At 69.6% G+C, this 21539-nt stretch carries 25 protein-coding genes; 12 read left to right on the top strand and 13 right to left on the bottom strand.

The genetic code is table 11. The annotated features are described in order from the left end of the window. The 4 genes from ACGF3I_RS12425 to ACGF3I_RS12440 all read right to left on the bottom strand — a co-directional run bounded on the left by ACGF3I_RS12425 (position 1) and on the right by ACGF3I_RS12440 (position 2254). Positions 1 to 435: an SsgA family sporulation/cell division regulator gene (locus tag ACGF3I_RS12425; RefSeq protein WP_393130946.1), complete on the bottom strand. Its 435-nt coding sequence runs from the start codon at positions 433 to 435 to the stop codon at positions 1 to 3. A gap of 102 nt (positions 436 to 537) precedes the next feature. Then, a complete protein-coding gene (locus ACGF3I_RS12430; protein ID WP_393130948.1) occupies positions 538 to 1308 on the bottom strand; it encodes an IclR family transcriptional regulator in 771 nt (256 codons plus the stop codon). A gap of 263 nt (positions 1309 to 1571) precedes the next feature. Continuing rightward, complete coding sequence (locus ACGF3I_RS12435) at positions 1572 to 1787, bottom strand: DUF5326 family protein (RefSeq protein ID WP_393131249.1); 216 nt, start codon at positions 1785 to 1787, stop codon at positions 1572 to 1574. 149 nt (positions 1788 to 1936) lie between these two features. After that, the gene (locus ACGF3I_RS12440; RefSeq protein WP_393130950.1) at positions 1937 to 2254 is read right to left on the bottom strand and encodes a cupin domain-containing protein; all 318 of its coding nucleotides are present in this window, start codon (positions 2252 to 2254) and stop codon (positions 1937 to 1939) included. A gap of 50 nt (positions 2255 to 2304) precedes the next feature. Between ACGF3I_RS12440 and ACGF3I_RS12445 the strand changes: the two genes are divergently transcribed. The 6 genes from ACGF3I_RS12445 to ACGF3I_RS12470 all read left to right on the top strand — a co-directional run bounded on the left by ACGF3I_RS12445 (position 2305) and on the right by ACGF3I_RS12470 (position 7174). After that, on the top strand, positions 2305 to 2685 hold the full coding sequence (locus ACGF3I_RS12445; protein WP_393130952.1) for a phage holin family protein: 381 nt from the start codon (positions 2305 to 2307) through the stop codon (positions 2683 to 2685). A gap of 121 nt (positions 2686 to 2806) precedes the next feature. Continuing rightward, positions 2807 to 3949, top strand: coding sequence for a cystathionine gamma-lyase (locus ACGF3I_RS12450; protein WP_393130954.1), 1143 nt, complete (start codon positions 2807 to 2809; stop codon positions 3947 to 3949). 222 nt (positions 3950 to 4171) lie between these two features. Beyond that, positions 4172 to 5068 carry a LysR family transcriptional regulator gene (locus ACGF3I_RS12455; protein ID WP_393130956.1) on the top strand — a complete coding sequence of 299 codons (897 nt, stop codon included), beginning with the start codon at positions 4172 to 4174 and terminating at the stop codon, positions 5066 to 5068. 59 nt (positions 5069 to 5127) lie between these two features. Continuing rightward, positions 5128 to 5610, top strand: a complete 483-nt coding sequence (locus ACGF3I_RS12460; protein ID WP_393130958.1) for an NUDIX domain-containing protein — start codon at positions 5128 to 5130, stop codon at positions 5608 to 5610. Positions 5611 to 5792: 182 nt separating this feature from the next. Next, entirely contained in the window at positions 5793 to 6299 is a 507-nt protein-coding gene (locus ACGF3I_RS12465) for a DUF2269 domain-containing protein (RefSeq protein ID WP_393130960.1), read from the top strand. 20 nt (positions 6300 to 6319) lie between these two features. Next, positions 6320 to 7174: a GNAT family N-acetyltransferase gene (locus ACGF3I_RS12470; protein ID WP_393130962.1), complete on the top strand. Its 855-nt coding sequence runs from the start codon at positions 6320 to 6322 to the stop codon at positions 7172 to 7174. Positions 7175 to 7263: 89 nt separating this feature from the next. Here ACGF3I_RS12470 and ACGF3I_RS12475 read toward each other — a convergent pair whose 3' ends face one another. Continuing rightward, positions 7264 to 7695: a heme-binding protein gene (locus ACGF3I_RS12475; protein WP_393130964.1), complete on the bottom strand. Its 432-nt coding sequence runs from the start codon at positions 7693 to 7695 to the stop codon at positions 7264 to 7266. Positions 7696 to 7743: 48 nt separating this feature from the next. Then, entirely contained in the window at positions 7744 to 8958 is a 1215-nt protein-coding gene (locus ACGF3I_RS12480) for an MFS transporter (RefSeq protein WP_393130966.1), read from the bottom strand. A 136-nt stretch (positions 8959 to 9094) separates the two neighbouring features. Here ACGF3I_RS12480 and ACGF3I_RS12485 point away from each other — a divergent pair, with 136 nt between their 5' ends. Both ACGF3I_RS12485 and ACGF3I_RS12490 read left to right on the top strand, forming a co-directional pair. Continuing rightward, on the top strand, positions 9095 to 9553 hold the full coding sequence (locus tag ACGF3I_RS12485; protein ID WP_393130968.1) for a MarR family winged helix-turn-helix transcriptional regulator: 459 nt from the start codon (positions 9095 to 9097) through the stop codon (positions 9551 to 9553). A gap of 25 nt (positions 9554 to 9578) precedes the next feature. Beyond that, positions 9579 to 10031, top strand: coding sequence for a GNAT family N-acetyltransferase (locus ACGF3I_RS12490; RefSeq protein WP_393130970.1), 453 nt, complete (start codon positions 9579 to 9581; stop codon positions 10029 to 10031). A 163-nt stretch (positions 10032 to 10194) separates the two neighbouring features. Here the strand turns inward: ACGF3I_RS12490 and ACGF3I_RS12495 are convergent, their stop codons facing one another. Beyond that, entirely contained in the window at positions 10195 to 11595 is a 1401-nt protein-coding gene (locus tag ACGF3I_RS12495; protein ID WP_393130972.1) for a serine hydrolase domain-containing protein, read from the bottom strand. Between the two features lie 167 nt (positions 11596 to 11762). Next, the gene (gene dnaB, locus ACGF3I_RS12500; RefSeq protein ID WP_359966057.1) at positions 11763 to 13256 is read right to left on the bottom strand and encodes a replicative DNA helicase; all 1494 of its coding nucleotides are present in this window, start codon (positions 13254 to 13256) and stop codon (positions 11763 to 11765) included. A 423-nt stretch (positions 13257 to 13679) separates the two neighbouring features. Between dnaB and ACGF3I_RS12505 the strand changes: the two genes are divergently transcribed. After that, complete coding sequence (locus tag ACGF3I_RS12505) at positions 13680 to 15029, top strand: MATE family efflux transporter (RefSeq protein WP_393130975.1); 1350 nt, start codon at positions 13680 to 13682, stop codon at positions 15027 to 15029. Between the two features lie 165 nt (positions 15030 to 15194). On the opposite strand, the gene rplI is transcribed toward ACGF3I_RS12505, so the two are convergent. From rplI to rpsF, 4 genes are all read right to left on the bottom strand, one after another. Continuing rightward, complete coding sequence (gene rplI, locus ACGF3I_RS12510; RefSeq protein WP_393130977.1) at positions 15195 to 15641, bottom strand: 50S ribosomal protein L9; 447 nt, start codon at positions 15639 to 15641, stop codon at positions 15195 to 15197. Positions 15642 to 15659: 18 nt separating this feature from the next. Beyond that, entirely contained in the window at positions 15660 to 15896 is a 237-nt protein-coding gene (gene rpsR / locus ACGF3I_RS12515; protein WP_005315025.1) for a 30S ribosomal protein S18, read from the bottom strand. Positions 15897 to 15939: 43 nt separating this feature from the next. Next, a complete protein-coding gene (locus ACGF3I_RS12520) occupies positions 15940 to 16530 on the bottom strand; it encodes a single-stranded DNA-binding protein (RefSeq protein ID WP_393130979.1) in 591 nt (196 codons plus the stop codon). A 74-nt stretch (positions 16531 to 16604) separates the two neighbouring features. Next, positions 16605 to 16895 (bottom strand): 30S ribosomal protein S6, encoded by a 291-nt coding sequence (gene rpsF / locus ACGF3I_RS12525; protein WP_100575641.1) that lies wholly within the window; start codon positions 16893 to 16895, stop codon positions 16605 to 16607. A gap of 264 nt (positions 16896 to 17159) precedes the next feature. Here rpsF and ACGF3I_RS12530 point away from each other — a divergent pair, with 264 nt between their 5' ends. The 3 genes from ACGF3I_RS12530 (at position 17160) to ACGF3I_RS12540 (ending at position 19841) form a co-directional block, all read left to right on the top strand. Then, positions 17160 to 17477: a hypothetical protein gene (locus tag ACGF3I_RS12530; protein WP_393130981.1), complete on the top strand. Its 318-nt coding sequence runs from the start codon at positions 17160 to 17162 to the stop codon at positions 17475 to 17477. 147 nt (positions 17478 to 17624) lie between these two features. Beyond that, on the top strand, positions 17625 to 18743 hold the full coding sequence (locus tag ACGF3I_RS12535) for a lipid II:glycine glycyltransferase FemX (protein WP_393130983.1): 1119 nt from the start codon (positions 17625 to 17627) through the stop codon (positions 18741 to 18743). Positions 18744 to 18809: 66 nt separating this feature from the next. After that, positions 18810 to 19841, top strand: coding sequence for an alanine racemase (locus tag ACGF3I_RS12540; protein WP_393130985.1), 1032 nt, complete (start codon positions 18810 to 18812; stop codon positions 19839 to 19841). A 100-nt stretch (positions 19842 to 19941) separates the two neighbouring features. Here ACGF3I_RS12540 and ACGF3I_RS12545 read toward each other — a convergent pair whose 3' ends face one another. Then, the gene (locus ACGF3I_RS12545; RefSeq protein WP_393130987.1) at positions 19942 to 21450 is read right to left on the bottom strand and encodes a glycosyltransferase family 87 protein; all 1509 of its coding nucleotides are present in this window, start codon (positions 21448 to 21450) and stop codon (positions 19942 to 19944) included. Positions 21451 to 21539: the final 89 nt, after the last annotated feature.

Raw genomic sequence — 21539 nt, forward strand, 5'->3', positions numbered from 1 at the left:
TCAGCCGGCGTTCTCCTCGGCCAGGATGCGGCCGAGCGCGTCCTCCAGGTGCTCGTCGAAGTCGCCCAGCGTCCACTCCTGCCCGAGCGGGACGAGCTTGTCGGTGCGGTCGAGGAACGCCACCAGGGGCGCGGCGCCGGCCCGGAACAGGGCGGCGTCGGCGCCGACGCGGAGCCTGATGTGCACATCGCTCAGCAGGTCGGGTTCGGCGGGCTCGATCCGCACGTCGCCGTCCCCGATCGGCTTGTTGAGCCCGTCGAGGAGCAGTTCACGCCCGAAGGCCCAGGTGACCGGCGCGTCGCCGGGGAGGTGGAAGGTCATGCGCACCGCGTAGGGATCCGTGGCCTCGTATGCCAGCTCCACCGGGATCCGGAAGGAGAGCTCCTCGGACACGAGGAAACTCATCATCACTTCTGCCTGAACCGAATCACGCATCGCACGTACCCCGCTCTAGCCGGAACTGGCCAGGAATCATCCCCCATGGCCCTCTTGACGCCATCGTGGTGGAACGGCTAGCAGATCACAAGGAGTGATATTTCAGATACTGATAGAGAAGGCCAGGGAGCCGAGCAGACCGCCCATTTCCGCCCGCAGTCGCTCAATGGCCGGAATCAGTCGTTCTTGCTGGTGAAGGGGTACGGAAATGGCCAGCGCGGCAGGGTCGGAACCGGCCTCGACGGGGATCGCGGCACAGACGGAACCGAGGACGTATTCCTGTCGTTCGACCGCGAGTCGGCTACGTTCCGTAGCCGCGAGCCGCTCCACGAGGGCTCGGCGGTCCCGCACGGTGTACGGCGTGATGGCTGCGACCGGGTGCCGGTCCAGATGATCCTCGCGGGAGCGCTCGTCGAGCTGGCTGAGCAGGCACTGGCCGATCGCGTGGGCGTGCCCGGTCTCGCGGAAGTCGGCCCACTCCTCGACGGCGGGCGCCGCAGGGGTCTCGGCGAGGCCGGCGACCTCGATCTCCCCCTCGCGATAAACAGCGAAGTAGACGGGCACCCCGAGGGAGTCCCGCCAGCGCGCCAGCGATTCATTGATCTTGCTGCGACGATTCTGCAGCACTCCGCCCCGAGCCAGCCGCTCGACCGCCGGGCCGAACAGGAACACCCCGTGCTCGCGCCGCAGATAGCCCTCATGCGTCAGGGTGCGCAGCAGGTGGTACGCGGTCGGCAGCGGCAGCCCCGCCTCTCTCGCCAGCTGTTTGGCGGGGGCGCCGTCCAGGTGGGAGCCGACCGCCTCCAGGAGGCGCAGGGCCCGCTGGACCGAGCCGATCAGGGTAGGGACGGCGGCGTTCGGAGCCGTGGCCACAGGTCACCCCCAGGCGTGCTGACGGGCGACGCGCCCACCCGCGGGGGCCGCCCCCGCGCGCCCGCCGTGACCCCGGGGCCGGGCCACGAGCCGGCCGGACCAGTGGTGAGGGGCCGTCAGACCCGTGCTTCCCAGGGGCGGCAGAGACTGGCCACTCTAATGGCGGTCCTGCCGGGCCAAGGGGGTCCGATCGGGTCCGTTCCCCCGGCCGGGCTAATGCCCCGGCCTCCCGGACGCGACCCGCGTACCGGCGCGCGGCCCGGTCACCAGTCGCCGCGCGAGGAGGACGAGGACGACATGAACCTGCGCACCAGATAGATCAGACCGCCGACCAGGGCCACGAAGACCAGGAGCTTGAACAGCAGCCCGAAAAGGAAACCGACCACGCTCGCGATGAGCCCGCCGAACACCACCAGGGCGATGACGGGCACGGCGACCCACTTGACCCACCAGGGCATCCCCGCGAAGATCCGCGCCATCGTCCCTACCTCTTTCCGCTCGTTGGTGTCGGCCCACGAGTTGTGTGCCTTCGACACTCCCGATGCTAGGCGCGAGGGGGTGGCGGGCGGGGCCCTCGCACCCCTTGAACTCCCCTGACCGAACCCCTAGGGAGAACCGGGGGTGGCCCTCACCTCTCCGGGGGAGAGAAGACGACCAGAACCCTCAGGTCCTCGGTGATGTGATGGAACTTGTGCGCCACTCCGGCCGGCACGTAGACCACGCTGCCCCGGGCGACCTGCGTCGTCTCCAGGCCCACGGTGATGGAAGCGCGGCCGCTGGCCACGAAGTAGATCTCGTCCTGGGCGTGCGGGGACTGGGGGTCGTGCGCGCCCGCGTCGAGCGCGTAGAGGCCGGCCGACATGTTCCGCTCCCGCAGGAACTGCAGATACGCACCGTCATTGGCGGCCCGCTCCGCCTCCAGCTCATCGAGTCGGAATTCTTTCATCGCCCTCTGCCCCTGCGCTCGTGCCGATCACGTCTGCCACGATCAGACCCATGAAGAATTTCGTAGTCAAGACGATCGCCAATGCGGCCGCCCTGGCGGTGGCCATCTGGCTGGTGAAGGACATCACCCTGACCGGTGACAGCACCGGCAAGAAGGCCCTGACGCTGATTCTGGTCGCGCTGCTCTTCGGCGTGGTGAACTTCGTCGTGAAGCCCGTGGTCAAGCTCCTGTCGTTCCCCCTCTTCATCCTCACGCTCGGCCTGATCACCCTGGTGGTCAACGCGCTGATGCTGCTGCTGACCTCCTGGCTCGCCGACAAGCTCGACCTGAGCTTCCACGTCGAGGGATTCTGGACCGCCGTGATCGGTGCCCTGATCATCTCGATCGTGTCCTGGGCGATGCACATCGTCCTGCCCGACGACAAGGACTGAAGGTGGCCATCCCCTGTTCCGCCGACGGCGGGCACGAGGGTTTCGACGACTGTCCTGGGACGGCGGAGGCGGCCCGTGAGGGACTCCTCGGCGCCGCGCGTACGGAAATGGAGCCTGTGGCATGACAGCTGACGCTCGTGGCACGACGGGGGACGGAACCCGATCGGTCCGCGCGGGACTGCCCGAACCGGTGGCCTATGAGCCCACCCTGCCGGGGCCGGTGTTCGCCGCCCACTTCCATCTGCCCGGCGAGGCCTCCGGGCCCTACACCTACGGCCGCGACACCAATCCGACGTGGACCCACCTGGAGCGGGCGATAGCCGAACTCGAGTCGCCCGACGAGGGCGCCGAGGCGATCGTCTTCGCCTCCGGGATGGCGGCGATCTCGGCCGTGCTGCTCTCCCAGGCCCGCTCCGGGGACACCGTGGTGCTGCCGGACGACGGCTACCAGGCGCTGCCCCTGGTGCGCGAACAGCTGGAGGCGTACGGCATCGAGGTGCGCACCGCGCCGACCGCCGCCGACGCGCAACTGGCGCACCTGGACGGCGCGAAGCTGCTGTGGATCGAGACACCGTCCAACCCCGGTCTCGATGTGTGCGACGTACGCCGGCTGGCCCGGGCCGCCCACGAGGCGGGCGCGCTGGTGGCGGTCGACAACACCCTGGCCACCCCGCTCGGGCAGCGCCCCCTCGAACTCGGCGCGGACTTCGCGGTGGCCAGCGGCACCAAGGGCCTGACCGGGCACGGAGATCTCCTGCTCGGCTATGTGGTGTGCCGCGACCCCGACCTCGCCGCACGGGTCCGCAAGTGGCGCAAGGTCGTCGGCGCGATCCCGGGCCCGATGGAGGCTTGGCTGGCGCACCGTTCCCTGGCCACCCTGCACCTGCGCGCGGACCGCCAGGCCGCCAACGCCCTGGCGCTCGCCGAGGCGCTGTCGAAGCGGCCCGAGGTGACCGCCCTGCGCTATCCCGGTCTGCCCACGGACCCGTCGTACCGTCTCGCCGCGGCCCAGATGCGCCGCTTCGGCTGTGTGGTCTCCTTCGACCTGCCCGACCGGGGCTTCGCGGAGCGGTTCCTCGCGTCGCTGCGCCTGGTCGACGACGCCACCAGTTTCGGCAGCGTGCGCTCCACGGCCGAGCGCCGCGGGCGCTGGGGCGGCGACGCGGTGGCGGAGGGCTTCATCCGCTTCTCGGTCGGCGCGGAGGACGCCCCCGACCTGATCGCGGACGTGGAACGTGCTCTCGACCAGGCGGCTTCGGCCTGATGACCTCGACGTGGAGCACGTCAGCCACCTAGGACGGACGGTCCGAGCCTCCCCCCTCATGGCTCGGACCGTCCCGGTTCCCGCGCGCTGGGAACCGTCCGGACAAGGCTAGTTGACTCTGCGTCAGTGTCCAATCACCCTGGCGACAGGGACCTATCGACATATTTATAGTGGTGGCTTGCCGGGGCGTCGTGGGGGCAGTTCAGGACGGGAGGGCACCGCATGGACCTTGCCCTGCTGCGTACGTTCGTCACGGTGCACCGGGCGGGCTCCTTCACCCGGGCCGCCGCCCTGCTCGGGCTCTCCCAGCCCGCGGTGACCGGGCAGATACGCACGCTGGAGCGGCAGTTGGGCCGTCCCCTCTTCCTCCGCCAGGCGCGCGGGGTGACCCCGACGACCATCGGCGACGAGCTGGCCCAGCGGGCCGCGCCGCATCTGGACGCGCTCGTGCAGATCACCGAGTCCGGCATCGGCGAGGAGCCGGGCGGGCGGACCCTGCACCTGGCCGGGCCGCCCGAGTTCACGGCGCTGCGCGCCCTGCCCGCGCTCACCCGGCTCATCCCCCAGGGCCTCACTCTGCGGGCCTCGTTCGGCAGCGCCGAAGAGACCCTGGAGGGCCTCGCCGCCGGGCATCACGATCTGGCCATCACCACCGCCCGGCCGCGCGGCGATCTGCTGACCTCGACCCCGCTGTGCGACGAGGAGCACGTCCTGGTCGCCGGGGTGCGCTGGGCGGCACGCCTCGGTCCCGGGGCGGTGCGCCACGGCGGGCCCGCCGTCCTCGCGCCCATCCCGGTGGTGGAGGTCCACGAGTCCCTGCCGCTGGTGACGCGTTACTGGGCCTCGGTGTTCGATGCCAAGCCGGCGGCCAGCGGCGCGGTGGTGGCCCCCGACCTGAGGGCGGTGCTGGCCTCGGTGACCGCCGGAGCCGGTCTCGCGGTGCTGCCGCGCTACCTGTGCGAGACGGCCCTGGAACAGGGCGAACTGGTGGCGCTCCTGGATCCCCCGGTGCCACCGCTGCGCACCTATTTCCTCGCGGCCCGCACCGGCACGCTGGGGCTCACCCACATCGCGCGGGCGCAGGAGTGGCTGCTGCGCGCCGCGAGCGAGTGGGGCTGAGGCCGCGGCCGACGGAGCCGGAGAGTTTCGCGGCTCTCCCTTCGGGCCACATTTCTCCCATGACCGTACGTCCAGTGGTCAAGCGCACCGCACGAGCCGTCCTGCTTGACGGTGACGACCTGATTCTGATCAAGCGAACCAAGCCCGGCGTGGATCCCTACTGGGTCACTCCCGGCGGCGGGGTCGAACCCGAGGACTCCACCGTCGTCCAGGCCCTGCACCGCGAAGTGCACGAGGAACTCGGCGCGAAGATCACCGATGTGGTGCCCTGCTTCGTCGACACCATCGAGCACATCGGCGCCGACGGAGGCGCCACCGGAGTGAAGGTGCAGCACTTCTTCGTCTGCCGCCTCGATTCGATGGACCCCTCGCTGCGCCACGGTCCCGAGATCGAGGAACCGTGCGGGGAGTACGAAATCGTCCGCATCCCGTTCACCCGCGTGGGCATTGCCTCGGTCCACCTCGTCCCGCTGTCCCTGCGGCACTACCTCGACGGCAACATCGAGGGTGTCCGCGCCATGCACGCTCCCGATCTGGGCTGACCCCCACCCATCGGGCGCGCCCGCAGCCGCCGCCCGTCCCGTACGCCGACGCCAGTAGACGGGGTTACTCCCTCGGTCGGACGCCTGCGGGGCCACGCGGCGGCACGCTGTTTCACGTGAAACATCCTTCGCTCCCGACATCCGACCGCACGGTCCCGCGCACGGTCCGGCCGCCGTTTCACGTGAAACATCTCCGGCGGACGGCCCGACGGGGATGGCTGGTCGCCCATGTGGCCGTCTCGGTGAGCTGGCTGGGCCTCACCTTCGGCCTGCTCGCCCTCGGCATCACCGCCTGTACGACGGACTCGCCGACCATGACCGGGGCGGCCTACAGCGCCATGAAGGTCTTCGGCGACTGGTTGGTGCTGCCCATCGCGCTCACGACGCTCGTGAGTGGCGTGGTCCTGTCCCTGGGCACACCGTGGGGGCTCGCGCGCCACCGCTGGGTCTGGATCAAGTTCTGGCTGACCCTGATCACGCTGTGCCTGTCCGCCTTCCTCCTGCGCCCCGAGATCAACAGCGCCACCGCGGCCGACGTCCCCGACATCAGCCTGGTGGCAGCCCCCGTGGTCTCGTCCAGTGCGTACTTCTTCATGACGGCCATCTCGGTGCTGAAGCCGTGGGGGCTGACCAAGCGTGGCCGAGAGCACCGTGCCGCAGGCCGCAAAGCGGTGGACGCCACGCCGTAGCGTCGGACAACCTGACCCTCATGCCCTCACCGCTCGCCGAGCTTCCCCTGCGCCGCCTGACCATCGACGACCTCACCGCCTGTGCCGACCTCTCGGAGGACCGGGGCTGGCCACGCGAGGAGCACAAATGGGGGCTCCTGCTCACCGCGGGAACGGGGTTCGGGATCGACGATCCTGACGGCAAGGGGCTGGTCACCGCCTGCGTCGTCACCTCGTACGGCCCGGGCCTCGCGGCCATCGGCATGGTGCTGGTCGCCGAGCGCTTCGCCCGGCAGGGCGTCGGCCGCCGTCTGATGAAGGACGTCCTGCGGGAGCTGGAAGGCACCCCGGTCACCCTGCACGCGACCCCGAACGGCCGCCCGCTGTACGAGGAGCTCGGCTTCGAGGTGACCGGCCGCGCCGAGATGGTCATGGGCCGCTTCCAGCCGTCGGGCCCCGCTCCGACGGTGGCCACCCGGCCCGCCACCGCAGAGGATCTGCCGGCCGTGCTCCGGCTGGACGCCGAGGTGTTCGGGGAGGACCGCACCCATATGATCACGCGCCTTCCGGCCTTCTGCGACCAGCTGCGGGTCGCGGAGGACTCCACCGGCCTGACCGGCTTCGCGGCGGCCTGGCCCAATATGGCCACCCATGTCGTGGGTCCGCTGATCGCCCGCGACACGGAGACCGCGAAGGCACTGGTCGCCTCGCTGGCGGCGGGCACCGACCGTCCACTGCGTACGGACGTGGACGTCCGCCATGAGGAGCTGCTGTGCTGGCTGAAGGCGTCCGGTCTGGAGCCGATCGCCTTCAACGCGGTGATGACGTACGGCATTCCGGCACTCCCCGGCGACTGGACGCGCCGATTCGCCCCCCTGACAGTGGCGGCCGGCTAGCCGAGAGCGGAACACCCAGAGGCCTCGAAGGCCGCCCCAACCACCGCGCCAGCGGGCTCAGTTGGGGCGGCCTCGTGGTATCCAGGCGCTCAGTGGGCTGCCAGCGCCTCCACCGCACGGGTCGCGAACCCGTGGTCCTGGTCGGGGGCGCCGCCACCCACACCGATCGCGCCGATCAGCCGGCCCTCACGGTGGACCGGAACACCGCCCGCGATGAACAGCAGGGGCCGGTCGAGGGCAGTGGGCAGGGTGTGGAACAGACCGCCCGGCTGAACCGCGTCCACCAGGTCGGCGGTCGGCGCGTTCAGCTGGAGCGCCGTGTAGGCCTTGCGGGTGCTGGTCTCCCCGGCGATCAGTACGGCCCGGTCGTCCCGGCGGAAGGCGAGCAGATGGCCGCCCGCGTCGAGGACGGTGACCGCGGCGAAGACGCCGGCCGCCTCGGCAGCGGAGCGTGCGGCTTCGACGAGGGCTTCCGCGTCCTGGGTGGACAGCGGGGCAGCGGCGACGGTGTGGGTGCTCATGAAGAGGAACTCCTCGGTGGTACTTGCCAGTTGATCAGTGGTGAATGGTCAGTGGTGGACGGCCACGGGGGCCTGGGCCGCGTCGGGAGCGGCGCTCGCGACGATGCGTCCTCCTGCATGGGCCCGCCGCTCCAGCGCGCTGGAGATCAGGGCGAGGACGACGGCGGACGCGGCGAGAGCGGCGCCCACCCAGTTGGGGGCGGTGTAGCCGAGGCCCGCGGCGATGACGATGCCGCCGAGCCAGGCGGAGAGCGCGTTGCCGAGGTTGAAGGCGCCGATGTTGACGGCGGAGGCCAGCGTGGGCGCTCCGGCGGCCTGGTCGAGGACGCGCTTTTGCAGTGGAGGCACGGTCGCGAAGCCGAGCGCGCCGATCAGGAAGATCATGACGGCAGAGGCGATCTTGTCGTGGGCGGCCAACGTGAACAGGGCCAGCACCACGGCGAGGCCAGTCAGCGACACGTACAGCATGGGCATCAGGGCACGGTCGGCGAACCGGCCGCCGATGAGGTTTCCGGCGACCATGCCCAGGCCGAAGAGCACGAGCAGCCAGGTGACCGAGGTGTCGGCGTAGCCGGCGACGTTCGTCATCATCGGTGTGATGTAGGTGATCGCGGCGAAGACTCCGCCGAAGCCGAGCACGGTCATCGCCATGGCGAGCAGCACCTGCACATTGCGGAACGCGGCGATCTCGTGCCGCAGCCGCACGCCCTCGGCCTTCGGCATGTTCGGAACGAGCTTGGCGACGCCGAACAGTCCCAGCACTCCGAGCGCCGCGACCACGAAGAACGTCGCGCGCCAGCCGACCTGCTGGCCTATCAGCGTGCCGGCCGGGACGCCCACGACGTTGGCGACGGTCAGACCCGTGAACATCATCGCGATGGCCCCGGCCTTCTTCTGCGGTGCGACCAGGTCCGCGGCGACGACCGAGCCGATACCGAAGAACGCCCCGTGGGCCAGGGACGCCACGATGCGGCCGGTCAGCATCAGCCCGAAGGCGGGCGCGACGGCGGACAGCACGTTGCCGACGATGAAGAAGCCCATGAGCAGCATCAGCATCCGCTTGCGGCTGATCTTCGTGCCCAGGACGGTCATCAGCGGTGCACCGAGCACCACCCCGACCGCGTACCCGCTGACCAGGAATCCGGCGGTCGGGATGGAGACGGCGAAGGTGCCGGCGACCTCGGGCAGCAGCCCCATGATCACGAATTCTGTGGTGCCGATACCGAACGCCCCGATGGCGAGGGCTAGGAGGGCGAGTGGCATGGGATGACCTTCCAGGGAGATTGCGTGAGCCCTTTACGAGCGTCCACAATAATTGCAGACGCCGACTAATCGCAAACGCGGGCTATTGCGCTCGTGGACTATCCTGAGGACAAGCCGCTCCGGACGGAGGACACGCATGACCGCGACGGACCCCGCACTCACCGCCCTCGCCCAGGGCTGGTGCGCGCTCTCCCTGCTGCACGGCAAGATCGACGCGCACATCGAGCGCGCCCTGCAGTCCGGGCACGACCTCAGCGTGCGCGAGTACTCGCTGCTCGACGTCCTCAGCCGCCAGCACAGCGGCCCCGGCGGGCATCTCCAGATGAAGCAGGTCGCCGACGCGGTAGTACTCAGTCAGTCGGCCACGACCCGGCTCGTCACCCGGCTGGAAGCCCGCGGGCTGCTGACCCGATACCTCTGCGACACCGACCGGCGCGGCATCTACACCGACGTCACCGAGTCCGGGCTGGCCCTGCTCGCCGAGGCGCGGCCCACCAACGACAAGGCTCTGCGCGAGGCGCTGGACGACGCTGCCGAAAACCCCCAACTCGCGCCCCTGGTGCGCACGGTGGAAGCACTGCACGTACCCGCCTGAAAGAACCGGGCGTACGCTCCGGGCCATGAGCGATCTTGAGATCAGGCCCGCGGCGTCCGAGGACATCCCGGCGATCGTGGCGATGCTGGCGGACGACCCCCTGGGCGCCCAGCGCGAATCCCCGGACGACCTCGCGCCCTACCGCACCGCCTTCGACCGGCTTGCGTCCGACCCCCATCAGCTCCTGGTGGTCGCGGTCCGTCGTGGCGAGGTGGTGGGCACCCTTCAGCTCACCGTCATCCCGGGACTCTCCCGCCGCGGCTCGACCCGCTCGATCATCGAGGGCGTACGCATTCATGCGGCGGAACGCGGAAGCGGGCTCGGGACCCGGCTCATCGAATGGGCCGTCTCCGAATCGGAGCGGCAGGGCTGCCAGCTGGTCCAGCTGACATCGGACGCCACCCGCACCGATGCCCACCGGTTCTATGAGCGTCTGGGGTTCGAGGCTTCCCACGTCGGCTTCAAGAAGCCGCTGTAGCGGACAGCCGGGCAGCGGGCCTCGGCATGGGGCGGGCGAACCCCGGCCGCCGTGTGCGGTCTGTTTCACGTGAAACAGACCGCACTGGTTCGTGTGCAACAGACGGCACCGGGCGCCTGCGGTTACAGAGCCCGTGCACGTTTCACGTGAAACGACATCGCCGTCAGACGCCGCGCCAGCCCTCGGGGTCCACGCCGCCGGGTACCGCGGTCGCGTCGGGACCGTAGGGCTCGCGGGTGAAGACGAACGATCCGAGATCGAGATGGCTCACGGATCCGTCCGGCCGACGCACCACACGGAGCGTCTCGCCCCGGTAGTAGCCGTCGAGGCCGATCCAGGTGCCATCGCCGGTCGCGGTGAACCGGGCAGCCCGGCCGTTGCCCCGCAGCGGCGCCAGCGCCACTCCTCGGTCGGCGGTGAGCCGCAGCCCATAGGACTGGGTGCCCCAGTACCAGGGACCGGTGAGCGCCAGGAGCTCGTTGTCCACCTCGGGAAGGGGGCGCCAGGGCTCCGGGAGGCGTGGCTCGGCCTCCGCCACGATCCGTACGAGATCGGCGGCCAGCATGCCCATCGGCGCCGAGGTCGCGTTGACGAGCGCCACGGCGGCCACCCCGTCGACCACGCTCACCCAAAGGCTCGCGACGAACCCGGGCAACGAGCCGGTGTGTCCGGCGAGTTCGCGTCCCTCGCTCCGGGCGAGCTGGAGACCGAGCCCGTAACCGCCGTCCCAGCCGCCGGCCTCCGGAGCCACAGCGGGGGCACGCATCTCCGCCACCGACTCGGCGCTCAGCACCCGCTCATCGCCCTGCGCCAGGAAGACGGCGAAGCGGCAGAGGTCGGAGACCGTGGACCAGAGCTGTCCGGCGGGCGCCATCAGGCCGAGGTCCTGGGACGGCTCCGGCAGCAGGACGTCCGCCCACGGATGTACGGCCCAGCCGCCCGCGTGCGGGGCCACGGGCCGGGTGGTCGTGCGGTCCAGCCCCAGCGGTTCCAGGATCTCTCTGCGCAGCGCCTCTTCCCAGGAGACTCCGCGCAGCGCCTCGACCAGAGAACCGAGCAAGGTGTAACCCGGGTTGGAGTAGTGGTGCAGCCGGCCCGCGGGATGCAGGTACGGCTGCTCGCCCAGCACATCGGTCAGCTCGGGACGGGAATCCCCCGGCGTCCTCTCCCACCACGGCGCGGGTGTCTCGGCCGCCAACCCGGCCGTGTGGCACAGGAGTTGAGCGATGGTGGCCGATCCGGCCGCGGTGCCGGGAACGTGCTTCTCCAGCGGGTCCCCGAGATCCAGGAGCCCTTCGTCACGCAGCCGCAGAACGAGCACGGCGGTGAAGGTCTTGGTGATCGACCCGATGCGGTACTGCACATCGGCGTCGGGGCCGTGCCCGTCGACCGAGGTGCGCGACCCCGACCAGACCATCCGTCCGTCCCGCACCACGCCCGCGACCAGCGAGGGGGCCCGCCCTTCGGACTGGGCGACGGCGATGCGGTGGAGCAGGGCCCGACGGGTTCCGGGCAGCAACTCGTCGAAGGGCGGGGTCGATACGGACGCATGGGGTGAGGTCATGCCCTCAGGTCTAGCCGCACACCAGCGCCCAGTCGATCTCTTTTCCCAGGTGTCGACGGATGAGCGGATCGGCGAGGTCGTCGGCGGCCTCCCGCACCGCTCCGGGCACCAGGCTCATGGCACACCCTGCGGCGCAGTGCACGCACCGCGCGCACCCGGTGCAGACCTCAGGTCGCGGCCATGTCCACGAAGCGCGAGTAGTGGCCCTGGAAGGCCACGGTGATGGTCGCGGTCGGGCCGTTACGGTGCTTGGCCACGATCAGGTCCGCCTCGCCCGCGCGCGGGGACTCCTTCTCGTAGGCGTCCTCTCGGTGGAGCAGGATGACCATGTCGGCGTCCTGCTCGATGGATCCGGATTCACGCAGGTCGGAGACCATCGGCTTCTTGTCCGTGCGCTGCTCGGGGCCACGGTTCAGCTGGGACAGCGCGATCACCGGCAGCTGGAGCTCCTTGGCGAGCAGCTTCAGGTTTCGCGACATGTCCGAGACTTCCTGCTGGCGGCTCTCGGCGCGCTTGGAGCCACCCGACTGCATCAGCTGCAGATAGTCGATGACGACGAGGCGGAGGTCGTTGCGCTGTTTCAGACGACGGCACTTGGCGCGGATTTCCATCATCGAAAGGTTGGGCGAGTCATCGATGTACAAGGGCGCCTGGGAAACGTCCGGCATGCGCCGTGCCAGCCGCGTCCAGTCGTCGTCGGTCATCGTGCCGGAGCGCATGTGGTGGAGCGCGACCCGGGCCTCGGCCGACAGGAGACGCATCGCGATCTCGTTGCGGCCCATTTCGAGCGAGAAGATCACGCTCGGCAGGTTGTGCTTGATCGAGCAGGCCCGTGCGAAGTCCAGCGCCAGCGTGGACTTACCCATGGCGGGGCGGGCCGCGATGACGACCATCTGGCCGGGGTGCAGGCCGTTGGTGAGCGAGTCGAAGTCGGTGAACCCGGTGGGCACGCCGGTCATCTCGCCGCTGCGCGAACCGATCGCCTCGATCTCGTCGAGCGCGCCCTCCATGATGTCGCCGAGCGGCAGGTAGTCCTCGCTGGTTCTCTGCTCGGTGACCGCGTAGATCTCGGCCTGGGCGGAGTTGACGATGTCGTCGACGTCGCCGTCCGCCGCGTATCCCATCTGCGTGATCTTGGTGCCCGCCTCGACGAGCCGTCGCAGGACAGCCCGCTCGTGGACGATCTCCGCGTAGTAGGAGGCGTTGGCCGCCGTCGGCACCGACTGCACCAGGGTGTGCAGATAGGACGCGCCGCCGACCCGGGTGATCTCACCGCGCTTGACCAGCTCGGCGGCGACCGTGATGGGGTCGGCCGGCTCACCCTTGGCGTAGAGGTCGAGGATCGCGGTGTAGACCGTCTCGTGGGCGGGCTTGTAGAAGTCGTGGCCCTTGATGATCTCCACGACGTCCGCGATGGCGTCCTTGGAGAGGAGCATGCCGCCGAGAACGGACTGCTCGGCGTCGATGTCCTGAGGGGGCACCCGCTCGAAGCCGGAGGACCCGCCGTCCCAGTCGTCCTGGCCCCGGTCGTGCTGGTCGTCACGGCCACGGCCCCGACCGCGGCCGCGGACCTCGCTGTCGCCGCGCTGGCGGGAAACAGGCAGACGGTCACTGGGACCGGTCTCGGCCCAGGGCTCGTCCAACGGCTCGGGAATGCTCACCGGGCCACCTCCTCCCGTCCGCACCGCGGACCTAGCCGTGCCACTCTTTCTACGGCACGACACTGACAAAACGAGAAGCCCGACTCCGGTTCCGGCGCGTCGGGCGCCGGACCACGTTAGGCCCGCGAGCGGCGTCAGCCAATCTGGTTATCCACAGGGCATGTGGACGAAGGACCGGATGCTGTGGAGAAGTCTCCGGAACCTGTGCACGGACCGGGGGACAGCACTGTGGACAAAGTCATAGCACCTGAGCGGTGACCCATCTGACCTGCAGTTTCTCCGTCCACCGGCTGTGGGGGAGAAAAACTTTCCCGACTGGCTCAAGATCCCGGTGAACCGCGCGGGCAGAACCCGGACACGGTCTCTTCCGTAAGGATCCCTAGGCCATTGCATCTATTACCTGTGGAAGATTAGATTGACCCCATGAAACAGGCCCCCACGGCACCCGAGAACGATCGGCGGACCTCACGGCGCCGGCACGACCGCGAGATCGTGGCCCTCGCCGTACCCGCCTTCGGCGCCCTCGTCGCCGAGCCGCTGTTCGTCCTGGCCGACAGCGCGATCGTGGGCCACCTGGGCACCCCGCAACTGGCCGGTTTGGGTATTGCCGCGCCCCTGCTCACCACCGCCGTGAGCATCTTCGTCTTCCTCGCGTACGCCACCACCGCCGCCGTGTCCCGCCGGGTCGGCGCCGGCGATCTCCGCGCCGCCATCCGTCAGGGGATGGACGGCATCTGGCTCGCCCTGATCCTGGGCGCCGCGGTCGTCGCCGCGGTGCTCCCCTCCGCGCCGTGGCTCGTGGACGTCTTCGGTGCCTCGGACACAGCGGGCCCGTACGCCATCACGTACCTGCGCATCTCCGCCCTCGGCATTCCCGCCATGCTCGTGGTGCTCGCCTCGACCGGCGTTCTGCGTGGGCTTCAGAACACCCGGACACCGCTGTACGTCGCCATCGCGGGCTTCGCGGCCAACGGTCTGCTCAACCTCGGGCTCGTCTACGGCGCCAGGCTCGGCATCGCCGGGTCCGCCTGGGGCACCGTGATCGCCCAGTTCGGCATGGCCGCCGTCTATCTCGTCGTGGTCGTCCGCGGAGCCCGGCGGCACGACGCCTCCCTGCGGCCCGATGTGGCGGGCATCCGGAACAGCGCCCGGGCGGGCGTTCCCCTGCTGGTACGCACGCTCTCCTTGCGGGCCGTCCTCATGATCGCCACAGCGGTCGCCGCCCGCCTCGGCGACGCCGACATCGCCGCCCACCAGATCATCCTGTCCTTGTGGAGCCTGATGGCCTTCGCCCTCGACGCGATAGCCATCGCCGGACAGGCCATCATCGGCCGCTGTCTGGGCGCGGGCGACGCCACGGGGGCACGGCAGGCCTGTCGTCGCATGGTGGAGTGGGGCATCGCCTTCGGCATCGTGCTCGGCCTGATCGTGGTGGCCGCCCGGCCGCTCTTCGTGCCGCTCTTCACCAGCGACCCCACCGTCCAGCACACCCTGCTGCCGACGCTGTTGGTGGTCGCCCTCACGCAGCCGATCGCCGGAGTCGTCTTCGTACTCGACGGCGTCCTGATGGGCGCGGGCGACGGCCCCTATCTGGCCTGGGCCATGCTGGTCACCCTGATCGTCTTCGCCCCGGTCGCGCTGTTGGTGCCGACCCTGGGAGGCGGCCTCACGGCTCTGTGGTGGGCCATGGCGCTGATGATGGCGGTCCGCATGGCGACCCTCGGCCGGCGGGCCCGTTCGGGACGCTGGGTCGTCACGGGCGCGGCGCGCTGACCAGCGGATCCGGGAGTCCCAACCGCCGGGCACGTTCACGCTCGCCGTCTCGTGTTTCACGTGAAACGCGATCGTCGAAGCGGAACGTGCGCTGCGAACCCCCGACACGAAGAAGGGCCGCACCCGGAGGTGCGGCCCTTCCTGCTGTGCTGTGCTGTGCTGCGCTTAGGCGGCGATGACCTCGACGCCAAGCTTCGCGACAACGTCGGCGTGCAGACGCACGGACACCTGGTGGGCACCCAGGGTCTTGATCGGCGCACCGAGCTCGACGCGGCGCTTGTCCACGTCCGGGCCACCGGCAGCCTTGATCGCCGTGGCGACGTCGGCCTGGGTGACGGAGCCGAAGAGACGGCCGGCGTCGCCGGAGCGAACAGCCAGACGCACCTTCACGCCCTCGAGGCGGGCCTTGACCTCATTGGCCTGCTCGATGGTCGCGATCTCGTGGATCTTGCGCGCACGACGAATCTGCGCGACGTCCTTCTCGCCACCCTTGGTCCAGCGGATCGCGAAACCACGCGGGACCAGGTAGTTGCGAGCGTAGCCGTCCTTGACGTCAACGACGTCGCCGGCAGTGCCGAGGCCAGAGACCTCGTGGGTGAGGATGATCTTCATTTTTCGGTCACCCTTCCCTTATCGCGCGGTGGACGTGTAGGGCAGCAGCGCCATCTCACGGCTGTTCTTGACGGCCGTGGCGACGTCACGCTGGTGCTGCGTGCAGTTGCCGGTCACGCGGCGGGCACGGATCTTGCCACGGTCGGAAATGAACTTCCGCAGCATGTTCGTGTCCTTGTAGTCCACGTAAGCGGTCTTGTCCTTGCAGAAAGCGCAGACCTTTTTCTTAGGCTTGCGCACAGGCGGCTTCGCCATGGTGTTTCTCCTGTGTGATCAAGAAGTGGGGATTCGAGCTGCCCTAGAAGGGCGGCTCGTCCGAGTAGCCGCCGCCGGAGCTTCCGCCCCAGCCGCCACCGCCGCCGCCGCCGCTCTGCGGCTGGCTGCCGCCGGCCGGCGCGCTGGAGGCCCAGGGGTCGTCGGCGGGAGCCCCGCCGCCGCTCTGCTGGCCACCGCTGGGGGCTCCGCCCCAGCTGCCGCCGCCCTGCTGCTGCCCGCCGCCGCCGTAGCCACCCTGGCCGCCCCGACCGGTGGTCTTGGTGACCTTGGCCGTGGCGTTCTTGAGGCTGGGGCCGACTTCCTCGACGTCCAGCTCGTAGACCGTGCGCTTGACGCCCTCGCGGTCCTCGTAGGACCGCTGCCTCAGCCGGCCCTGCACGACGACGCGCATGCCTCGCTGAAGCGACTCCGCGACGTTCTCCGCCGCCTGACGCCAGACCGAGCAGGTCAGGAACAGGCTTTCGCCGTCCTTCCACTCATTGGTCTGCCTGTCGAAGGTGCGGGGAGTGGACGCGACACGGAACTTCGCGACGGCCGCACCGGAGGGGGTGAAGCGCAGCTCGGGGTCGTCGACGAGATTGCCGACGACCGTGATGACGGTCTCGCCTGCCATGGATGAACCTCTCGGCGGGGATTGCTGCTGGCTGCTGTGTTGCTACTCGGACCCGATGACCTCTGAGCGGAAGCTCAGTGGGTCTCGGGGCGGAGGACCTTGGTCCGGAGGACCGACTCGTTCAGGTTCATCTGACGGTCGAGCTCCTTGACGACCGCAGGCTCGGCCTGCAGGTCGAGGACCGTGTAGATGCCCTCGGGCTTCTTCTTGATCTCGTAGGCGAGACGCCGACGGCCCCAGGTGTCGACCTTCTCGACCTTTCCGTTGCCCTCGCGGACGACGGAGAGGAAGTTCTCGATCAGGGGAGAGACAGCGCGCTCCTCCAGATCGGGATCGAGGATGACCATCACCTCGTAGTGACGCATGTGGAACCCACCTCCTTTGGACTCAGCGGCCACGGTCGTTCCGTGGCAGGAGGGTCGTGATGCGTAAGCAACGGTATCGGCCCCCACTGACAATCCCCCTCCGAGAGGAGCGGGAGGGCGTGCGGGCACGGCTGACACCGGTGCAGACCCACCAGAGTACCTGTTGACCCGCTTCCGGTTGAAATCCAGTGGGTGGGGGACGCAGTCTGTACAGATCGGGTGTGTGCGGCGTCACCCTCGCCGCCTTCCGCCAGGAGGTACCCCATGGCACAAGCAGCGCGACCGAATGCCTCTGTCTCCCTCTTCGCCACCGACGGCAAGCCCCATCCCCTGCAGGACACGCTCGCGGCCGTCACGGTCGTCCTGGGTGTGCTGGCCTTCACCACCGCGTGGTTCTACAACCTCCACCTGATCAGCTCGTGGGCCGGGCTCATCGGCATCGTCACCGGCGCGTACGGCCAGTTCGTCTCGGCGACGACGCGCGAGCGGTTCCTGCTGATCCTGGGGCTCGGCGCATCCGGCGTCGGCTTCTTCCTCGGCATGGCGCACGGCGGCCTCTTCGGCGGCGTCGTCGGCGGCTGACGGCCGCGCGGACCCCCGACCTCCGGGTAATGCCGTACGGCACAGGGCCGTACGGCCATCGGCGGCGCTCCTGTGGCCCAGTAGGCTTCGGCACGAGAGCCGGAGCCCCTGTACCCATGGGGACACACCTGCCGAGGAGCGCCCCGCATGAGCCTGACCCTGAGGACCATCAGTCGTGAGCAGCATCTGGCGTACATCCAGAGCCTGCCCGCGGCGAGCCACTGCCAGGTCCCGGCGTGGGCTGACGTCAAGACGGAATGGCGCTCGGAGAGCCTCGGGTGGTTCGACAAGAACGGCCAGCTCGTCGGCGCGGGCCTGGTTCTCTACCGCCAGCTCCCCAAGGTCAAGCGCTACTTGGCGTACCTGCCCGAGGGCCCGGTCATCAACTGGTACGCGCCCAACCTCGACGAGTGGCTGAAGCCGATGCTCGCGCACCTCAAGCAGCAGGGCGCGTTCTCGGTGAAGATGGGCCCCCCGGTCGTCATCCGCCGCTGGGACTCGACGGCCATCAAGTCCGGTATCCAGGACCCGGACGTGAAGCGCCTGCGCGACGTCGAGGCGACGCACATCGAGCCGCGCGCCTTCGAAGTGGCCGACCGGCTGCGCAAGATGGGCTGGCAGCAGGGTGAGGACGGCGGCGCCGGGTTCGGCGACGTCCAGCCGCGCTACGTCTTCCAGGTCCCGCTCGCCAACCGCTCGCTCGACGACGTCCTCAAGGGCTTCAACCAGCTGTGGCGTCGCAACATCAAGAAGGCCGAGAAGGCCGGCGTCGAGGTCGTCCAGGGCGGCTACGAGGACCTCGCCGAGTGGCAGCGCCTGTACGAGATCACCGCCGTGCGCGACCACTTCCGGCCGCGTCCGCTGTCGTACTTCCAGCGCATGTGGACGGTCCTCAACTCCGAGGACCCCAACCGGATGCGCCTCTACTTCGCGCGTCACAACGGCGTGAACCTCTCGGCCGCGACCATGCTCGTCGTCGGCGGTCACGTCTGGTACTCCTACGGCGCCTCCGACAACATCGGCCGCGAGGTGCGCCCCTCCAACGCAATGCAGTGGCGGATGCTCCGCGACGCCTACGCGATGGGTGCGACGGTCTACGACCTGCGCGGCATCTCCGACTCCCTGGACGAGACCGACCACCTCTTCGGTCTCATCCAGTTCAAGGTGGGCACCGGTGGTGAGGCGGCCGAGTACCTCGGCGAGTGGGACTTCCCGCTGAACAAGCTCCTGCACAAGGCGCTGGACATGTATATGTCGCGCCGCTGAGCGGTTGCGTAACCTCGTTCCTCGTACCTCCGACACATCGCAGCCATCAGAAAGGTCCGGACGGCCATGGCGCTCACCCTCTATGTCGACTCCGCTCGCTGGCGGGCGCACCAGAAGTCCGTGATCGACCAGTTCCCGGGCATCGTCCCGGTCTGCAAGGGCAACGGCTACGGCTTCGGCCACGAGCGGTTGTCGGACGAGGTGTCCCGCTTCGGCTCGGACATCCTCGCGGTCGGCACCACCTACGAAGCCGCCAGCATCAAGGACTGGTTCAGCGGCGATCTGCTGGTCCTGACACCGTTCCGGCGCGGCGAGGAGCCGGTGCCGCTGCCCGACCGCGTCATCCGCTCGGTCTCCTCGGTGGACGGCGTGCACGCCCTGGTGGGGGCACGCGTGGTCATCGAGTGCATGAGCTCGATGAAGCGCCACGGTGTGAAGGAGGAGGAGCTCGGCATGCTCCGCTCCGCCATCGAGGACGTACGGCTCGAAGGCTTCGCGCTGCACCTCCCGCTGGACCGCACCGACGGCTCGGACGCGGTCGAGGAGGTCATCGCGTGGATGGACCGGCTGCGCGCGGCCCGTCTTCCGCTGCACACCATGTTCGTCAGCCATCTGCGTGCCGAGGAGCAGGCCCGGCTGCAGCAGCAGTTCCCGCAGACCCGCTTCCGGGCCCGCATCGGCACCCGGCTGTGGCTCGGTGACCACGAGGCGACCGAGTACCGGGGCGCCGTCCTGGACGTCACCCGGGTCACCAAGGGCGACCGGTTCGGCTACCGCCAGCAGAAGGTCGCCTCCGACGGCTGGCTGGTCGTGGTCGCCGGCGGCACGTCGCACGGAGTGGGCCTTGAGGCCCCGAAGGCCCTGCACGGCGTGATGCCGCGCGCCAAGGGTGTGGCCCGCGCCGGGCTGGCCACCGTGAACCGCAACCTGTCCCCGTTCGTCTGGGCGGGCAAGCAGCGCTGGTTCGCGGAGCCCCCGCACATGCAGGTGTCGATCCTGTTCGTGCCGTCGGACTCCCAGGAGCCGCACGTGGGCGACGAGTTGGTGGCCCACCTGCGGCACACCACCACGCAGTACGACCGCCTCATCGAGCGCTAGCACCGCCTCGCGCGGGCCGCCGACGACATCGGGCCCCTGACCGACGACAGCCGCCGTCGGTCAGGGGCCCGAGCTTTGGCAGGCCTCGGCCGGGGGCCTGTCAGGAGGCCGGAGTCCTGGCACCCCAGTCGACCCGCGCTCCCTGTTCCAGCTGGGCGGCGTGCTTCGGCGGATGTGCCGCGTGCCCCAGGACGAACACGTCCCGGGCCCCGTCGAGGACTCCGCCCGAGGGGTCGTCGGAGCCGTCCCGGCGCACGACGTCCCGGTCCGGGAGCATGATGTCGCGCACCACGACGGCGCACAGGTAGAGCGTGGTCAACAGATGCGCCGCGATGGCCAGTTGGTAGCCCTCGGTCGGCAGGCCCTGGTGCTTCTCCCCGCTCATCGTGTAGGCGAGGTACAGCCAGATCCCCAGGAAGTAGACGACCTCGCCCGCCTGCCAGATCAGGAAGTCCCGCCAGCGCGGCCTGGCGAGCGCGGCCAGCGGGATCAGCCACAGGACGTACTGCGGCGAGTAGACCTTGTTGGTGAGGATGAACGCCGCGACGACGAGGAAGGCCAGCTGCGCGAGGCGGGGGCGCCGCGGAGCGGTGAGGGTGAGGACCGCGATGCCGGCGCAGGCGAGGACCATGAGGATCATCGCCAGGGTGTTCACCATGTCGGTGTCCAGGCCCTTGCCCGTACGCTGCGAAATGATCAGCCAGAACGAGCCGAAGTCGACGGACCGCTCCTGGCTGAAGGTGTAGAACTTCTTCCACCCCTCGGGCGCCAGCATCATCACCGGCAGGTTCACCACCAGCCAGGCACCGGCGGCCCCCAGCGCCGCCGCCCCGAACTCCCGCCATTTCCCGGCCCGCCAGCACAGGACGAGCAGCGGCCCAAGGATCAGTACGGGGTAGAGCTTGGCGGCCGTCGCGAGGCCGATCAGGATGCCGAAGGCCAGGGCCCGGCCGCGTGACCACATCAGGAGGGCCGCGGCGGTGAGCGCGACGGCGAACAGGTCCCAGTTGATGGTGGCGGTGAGCGCGAAGGCCGGGGCCAGGGCGACGAGAAGGGCGTCCCAGGGGCGTCGGCGGTGGGTCCGTGCGACACAGACGGCGATGACGGCCGTGCAGGCCATCAGCATGCCCGCGTTGACCATCCAGTACATCTGCTCGCGGTGCTGCATGTCGCCGCTGCCCGGGGTGAGCCAGGACGCGACCTCCATGAACAGCCCGGTCAGCACCGGGTATTCGAGGTAGTTCATATCGCCGTTGAGGCGGTCGAAGTACGGCACCAGGTCGTCGGCGAAGCCCCGCAGCGAGTAGAGGTGCGGGATGTCCGAGTAACAGGCGTGGGTGTACTGCGAATTGGCGCCCTGGAACCATGCCCAGTCGTAGCAGGGCACCTTCTGGACCATGCCCAGGGCGAACATCCCGATCGCGACGAGCACCACGACCCTGATCGGGGTGAGCCAGTGACCGCCGGGCCTGGCCCAGCGTCCCAGCGGACCGCCGATCACCTGGCTGCCCGCCGCAGCGACCTCGTCCTGTTCCGTGGGGCGCACGACGGCTCCCGCGGAGGCTCCGCGTCGGTCCTCATGCACACGGGGGCTCGTCTCGCTCGTCATGCCGACATCCTGCCGTACAGCGCTGTGAATACGGGGAGCGGCCGTGTTTCACGTGAAACGAAGGTCCGTTTCACGTGAAACGGGGGGTG

The organism is Streptomyces sp. NPDC048111 (assembly GCF_043202815.1).
GTDB lineage: Bacteria > Actinomycetota > Actinomycetes > Streptomycetales > Streptomycetaceae > Streptomyces.

What these genes read in the sequence shown, in the direction of transcription:
- ACGF3I_RS12455 (WP_393130956.1), top strand. Translation starts at nt 4,172, where the DNA reads ATGGACCTTGCCCTGCTGCGTACGTTCGTCACGGTGCACCGGGCGGGC.
- ACGF3I_RS12485 (WP_393130968.1), top strand. Translation starts at nt 9,095, where the DNA reads ATGACCGCGACGGACCCCGCACTCACCGCCCTCGCCCAGGGCTGGTGC.
- ACGF3I_RS12475 (WP_393130964.1), bottom strand. Translation starts at nt 7,695, where the DNA reads ATGAGCACCCACACCGTCGCCGCTGCCCCGCTGTCCACCCAGGACGCG.
- ACGF3I_RS12460 (WP_393130958.1), top strand. Translation starts at nt 5,128, where the DNA reads ATGACCGTACGTCCAGTGGTCAAGCGCACCGCACGAGCCGTCCTGCTT.
- ACGF3I_RS12425 (WP_393130946.1), bottom strand. Translation starts at nt 435, where the DNA reads ATGCGTGATTCGGTTCAGGCAGAAGTGATGATGAGTTTCCTCGTGTCC.
- ACGF3I_RS12535 (WP_393130983.1), top strand. Translation starts at nt 17,625, where the DNA reads ATGAGCCTGACCCTGAGGACCATCAGTCGTGAGCAGCATCTGGCGTAC.
- ACGF3I_RS12470 (WP_393130962.1), top strand. Translation starts at nt 6,320, where the DNA reads ATGCCCTCACCGCTCGCCGAGCTTCCCCTGCGCCGCCTGACCATCGAC.
- ACGF3I_RS12545 (WP_393130987.1), bottom strand. Translation starts at nt 21,450, where the DNA reads ATGACGAGCGAGACGAGCCCCCGTGTGCATGAGGACCGACGCGGAGCC.
- ACGF3I_RS12530 (WP_393130981.1), top strand. Translation starts at nt 17,160, where the DNA reads ATGGCACAAGCAGCGCGACCGAATGCCTCTGTCTCCCTCTTCGCCACC.
- ACGF3I_RS12505 (WP_393130975.1), top strand. Translation starts at nt 13,680, where the DNA reads ATGAAACAGGCCCCCACGGCACCCGAGAACGATCGGCGGACCTCACGG.
- rpsF (WP_100575641.1), bottom strand. Translation starts at nt 16,895, where the DNA reads ATGCGTCACTACGAGGTGATGGTCATCCTCGATCCCGATCTGGAGGAG.
- ACGF3I_RS12520 (WP_393130979.1), bottom strand. Translation starts at nt 16,530, where the DNA reads ATGGCAGGCGAGACCGTCATCACGGTCGTCGGCAATCTCGTCGACGAC.
- ACGF3I_RS12495 (WP_393130972.1), bottom strand. Translation starts at nt 11,595, where the DNA reads ATGACCTCACCCCATGCGTCCGTATCGACCCCGCCCTTCGACGAGTTG.
- ACGF3I_RS12435 (WP_393131249.1), bottom strand. Translation starts at nt 1,787, where the DNA reads ATGGCGCGGATCTTCGCGGGGATGCCCTGGTGGGTCAAGTGGGTCGCC.
- ACGF3I_RS12480 (WP_393130966.1), bottom strand. Translation starts at nt 8,958, where the DNA reads ATGCCACTCGCCCTCCTAGCCCTCGCCATCGGGGCGTTCGGTATCGGC.
- ACGF3I_RS12450 (WP_393130954.1), top strand. Translation starts at nt 2,807, where the DNA reads ATGACAGCTGACGCTCGTGGCACGACGGGGGACGGAACCCGATCGGTC.
- rpsR (WP_005315025.1), bottom strand. Translation starts at nt 15,896, where the DNA reads ATGGCGAAGCCGCCTGTGCGCAAGCCTAAGAAAAAGGTCTGCGCTTTC.
- ACGF3I_RS12540 (WP_393130985.1), top strand. Translation starts at nt 18,810, where the DNA reads ATGGCGCTCACCCTCTATGTCGACTCCGCTCGCTGGCGGGCGCACCAG.
- ACGF3I_RS12490 (WP_393130970.1), top strand. Translation starts at nt 9,579, where the DNA reads ATGAGCGATCTTGAGATCAGGCCCGCGGCGTCCGAGGACATCCCGGCG.
- rplI (WP_393130977.1), bottom strand. Translation starts at nt 15,641, where the DNA reads ATGAAGATCATCCTCACCCACGAGGTCTCTGGCCTCGGCACTGCCGGC.
- ACGF3I_RS12445 (WP_393130952.1), top strand. Translation starts at nt 2,305, where the DNA reads ATGAAGAATTTCGTAGTCAAGACGATCGCCAATGCGGCCGCCCTGGCG.
- ACGF3I_RS12440 (WP_393130950.1), bottom strand. Translation starts at nt 2,254, where the DNA reads ATGAAAGAATTCCGACTCGATGAGCTGGAGGCGGAGCGGGCCGCCAAT.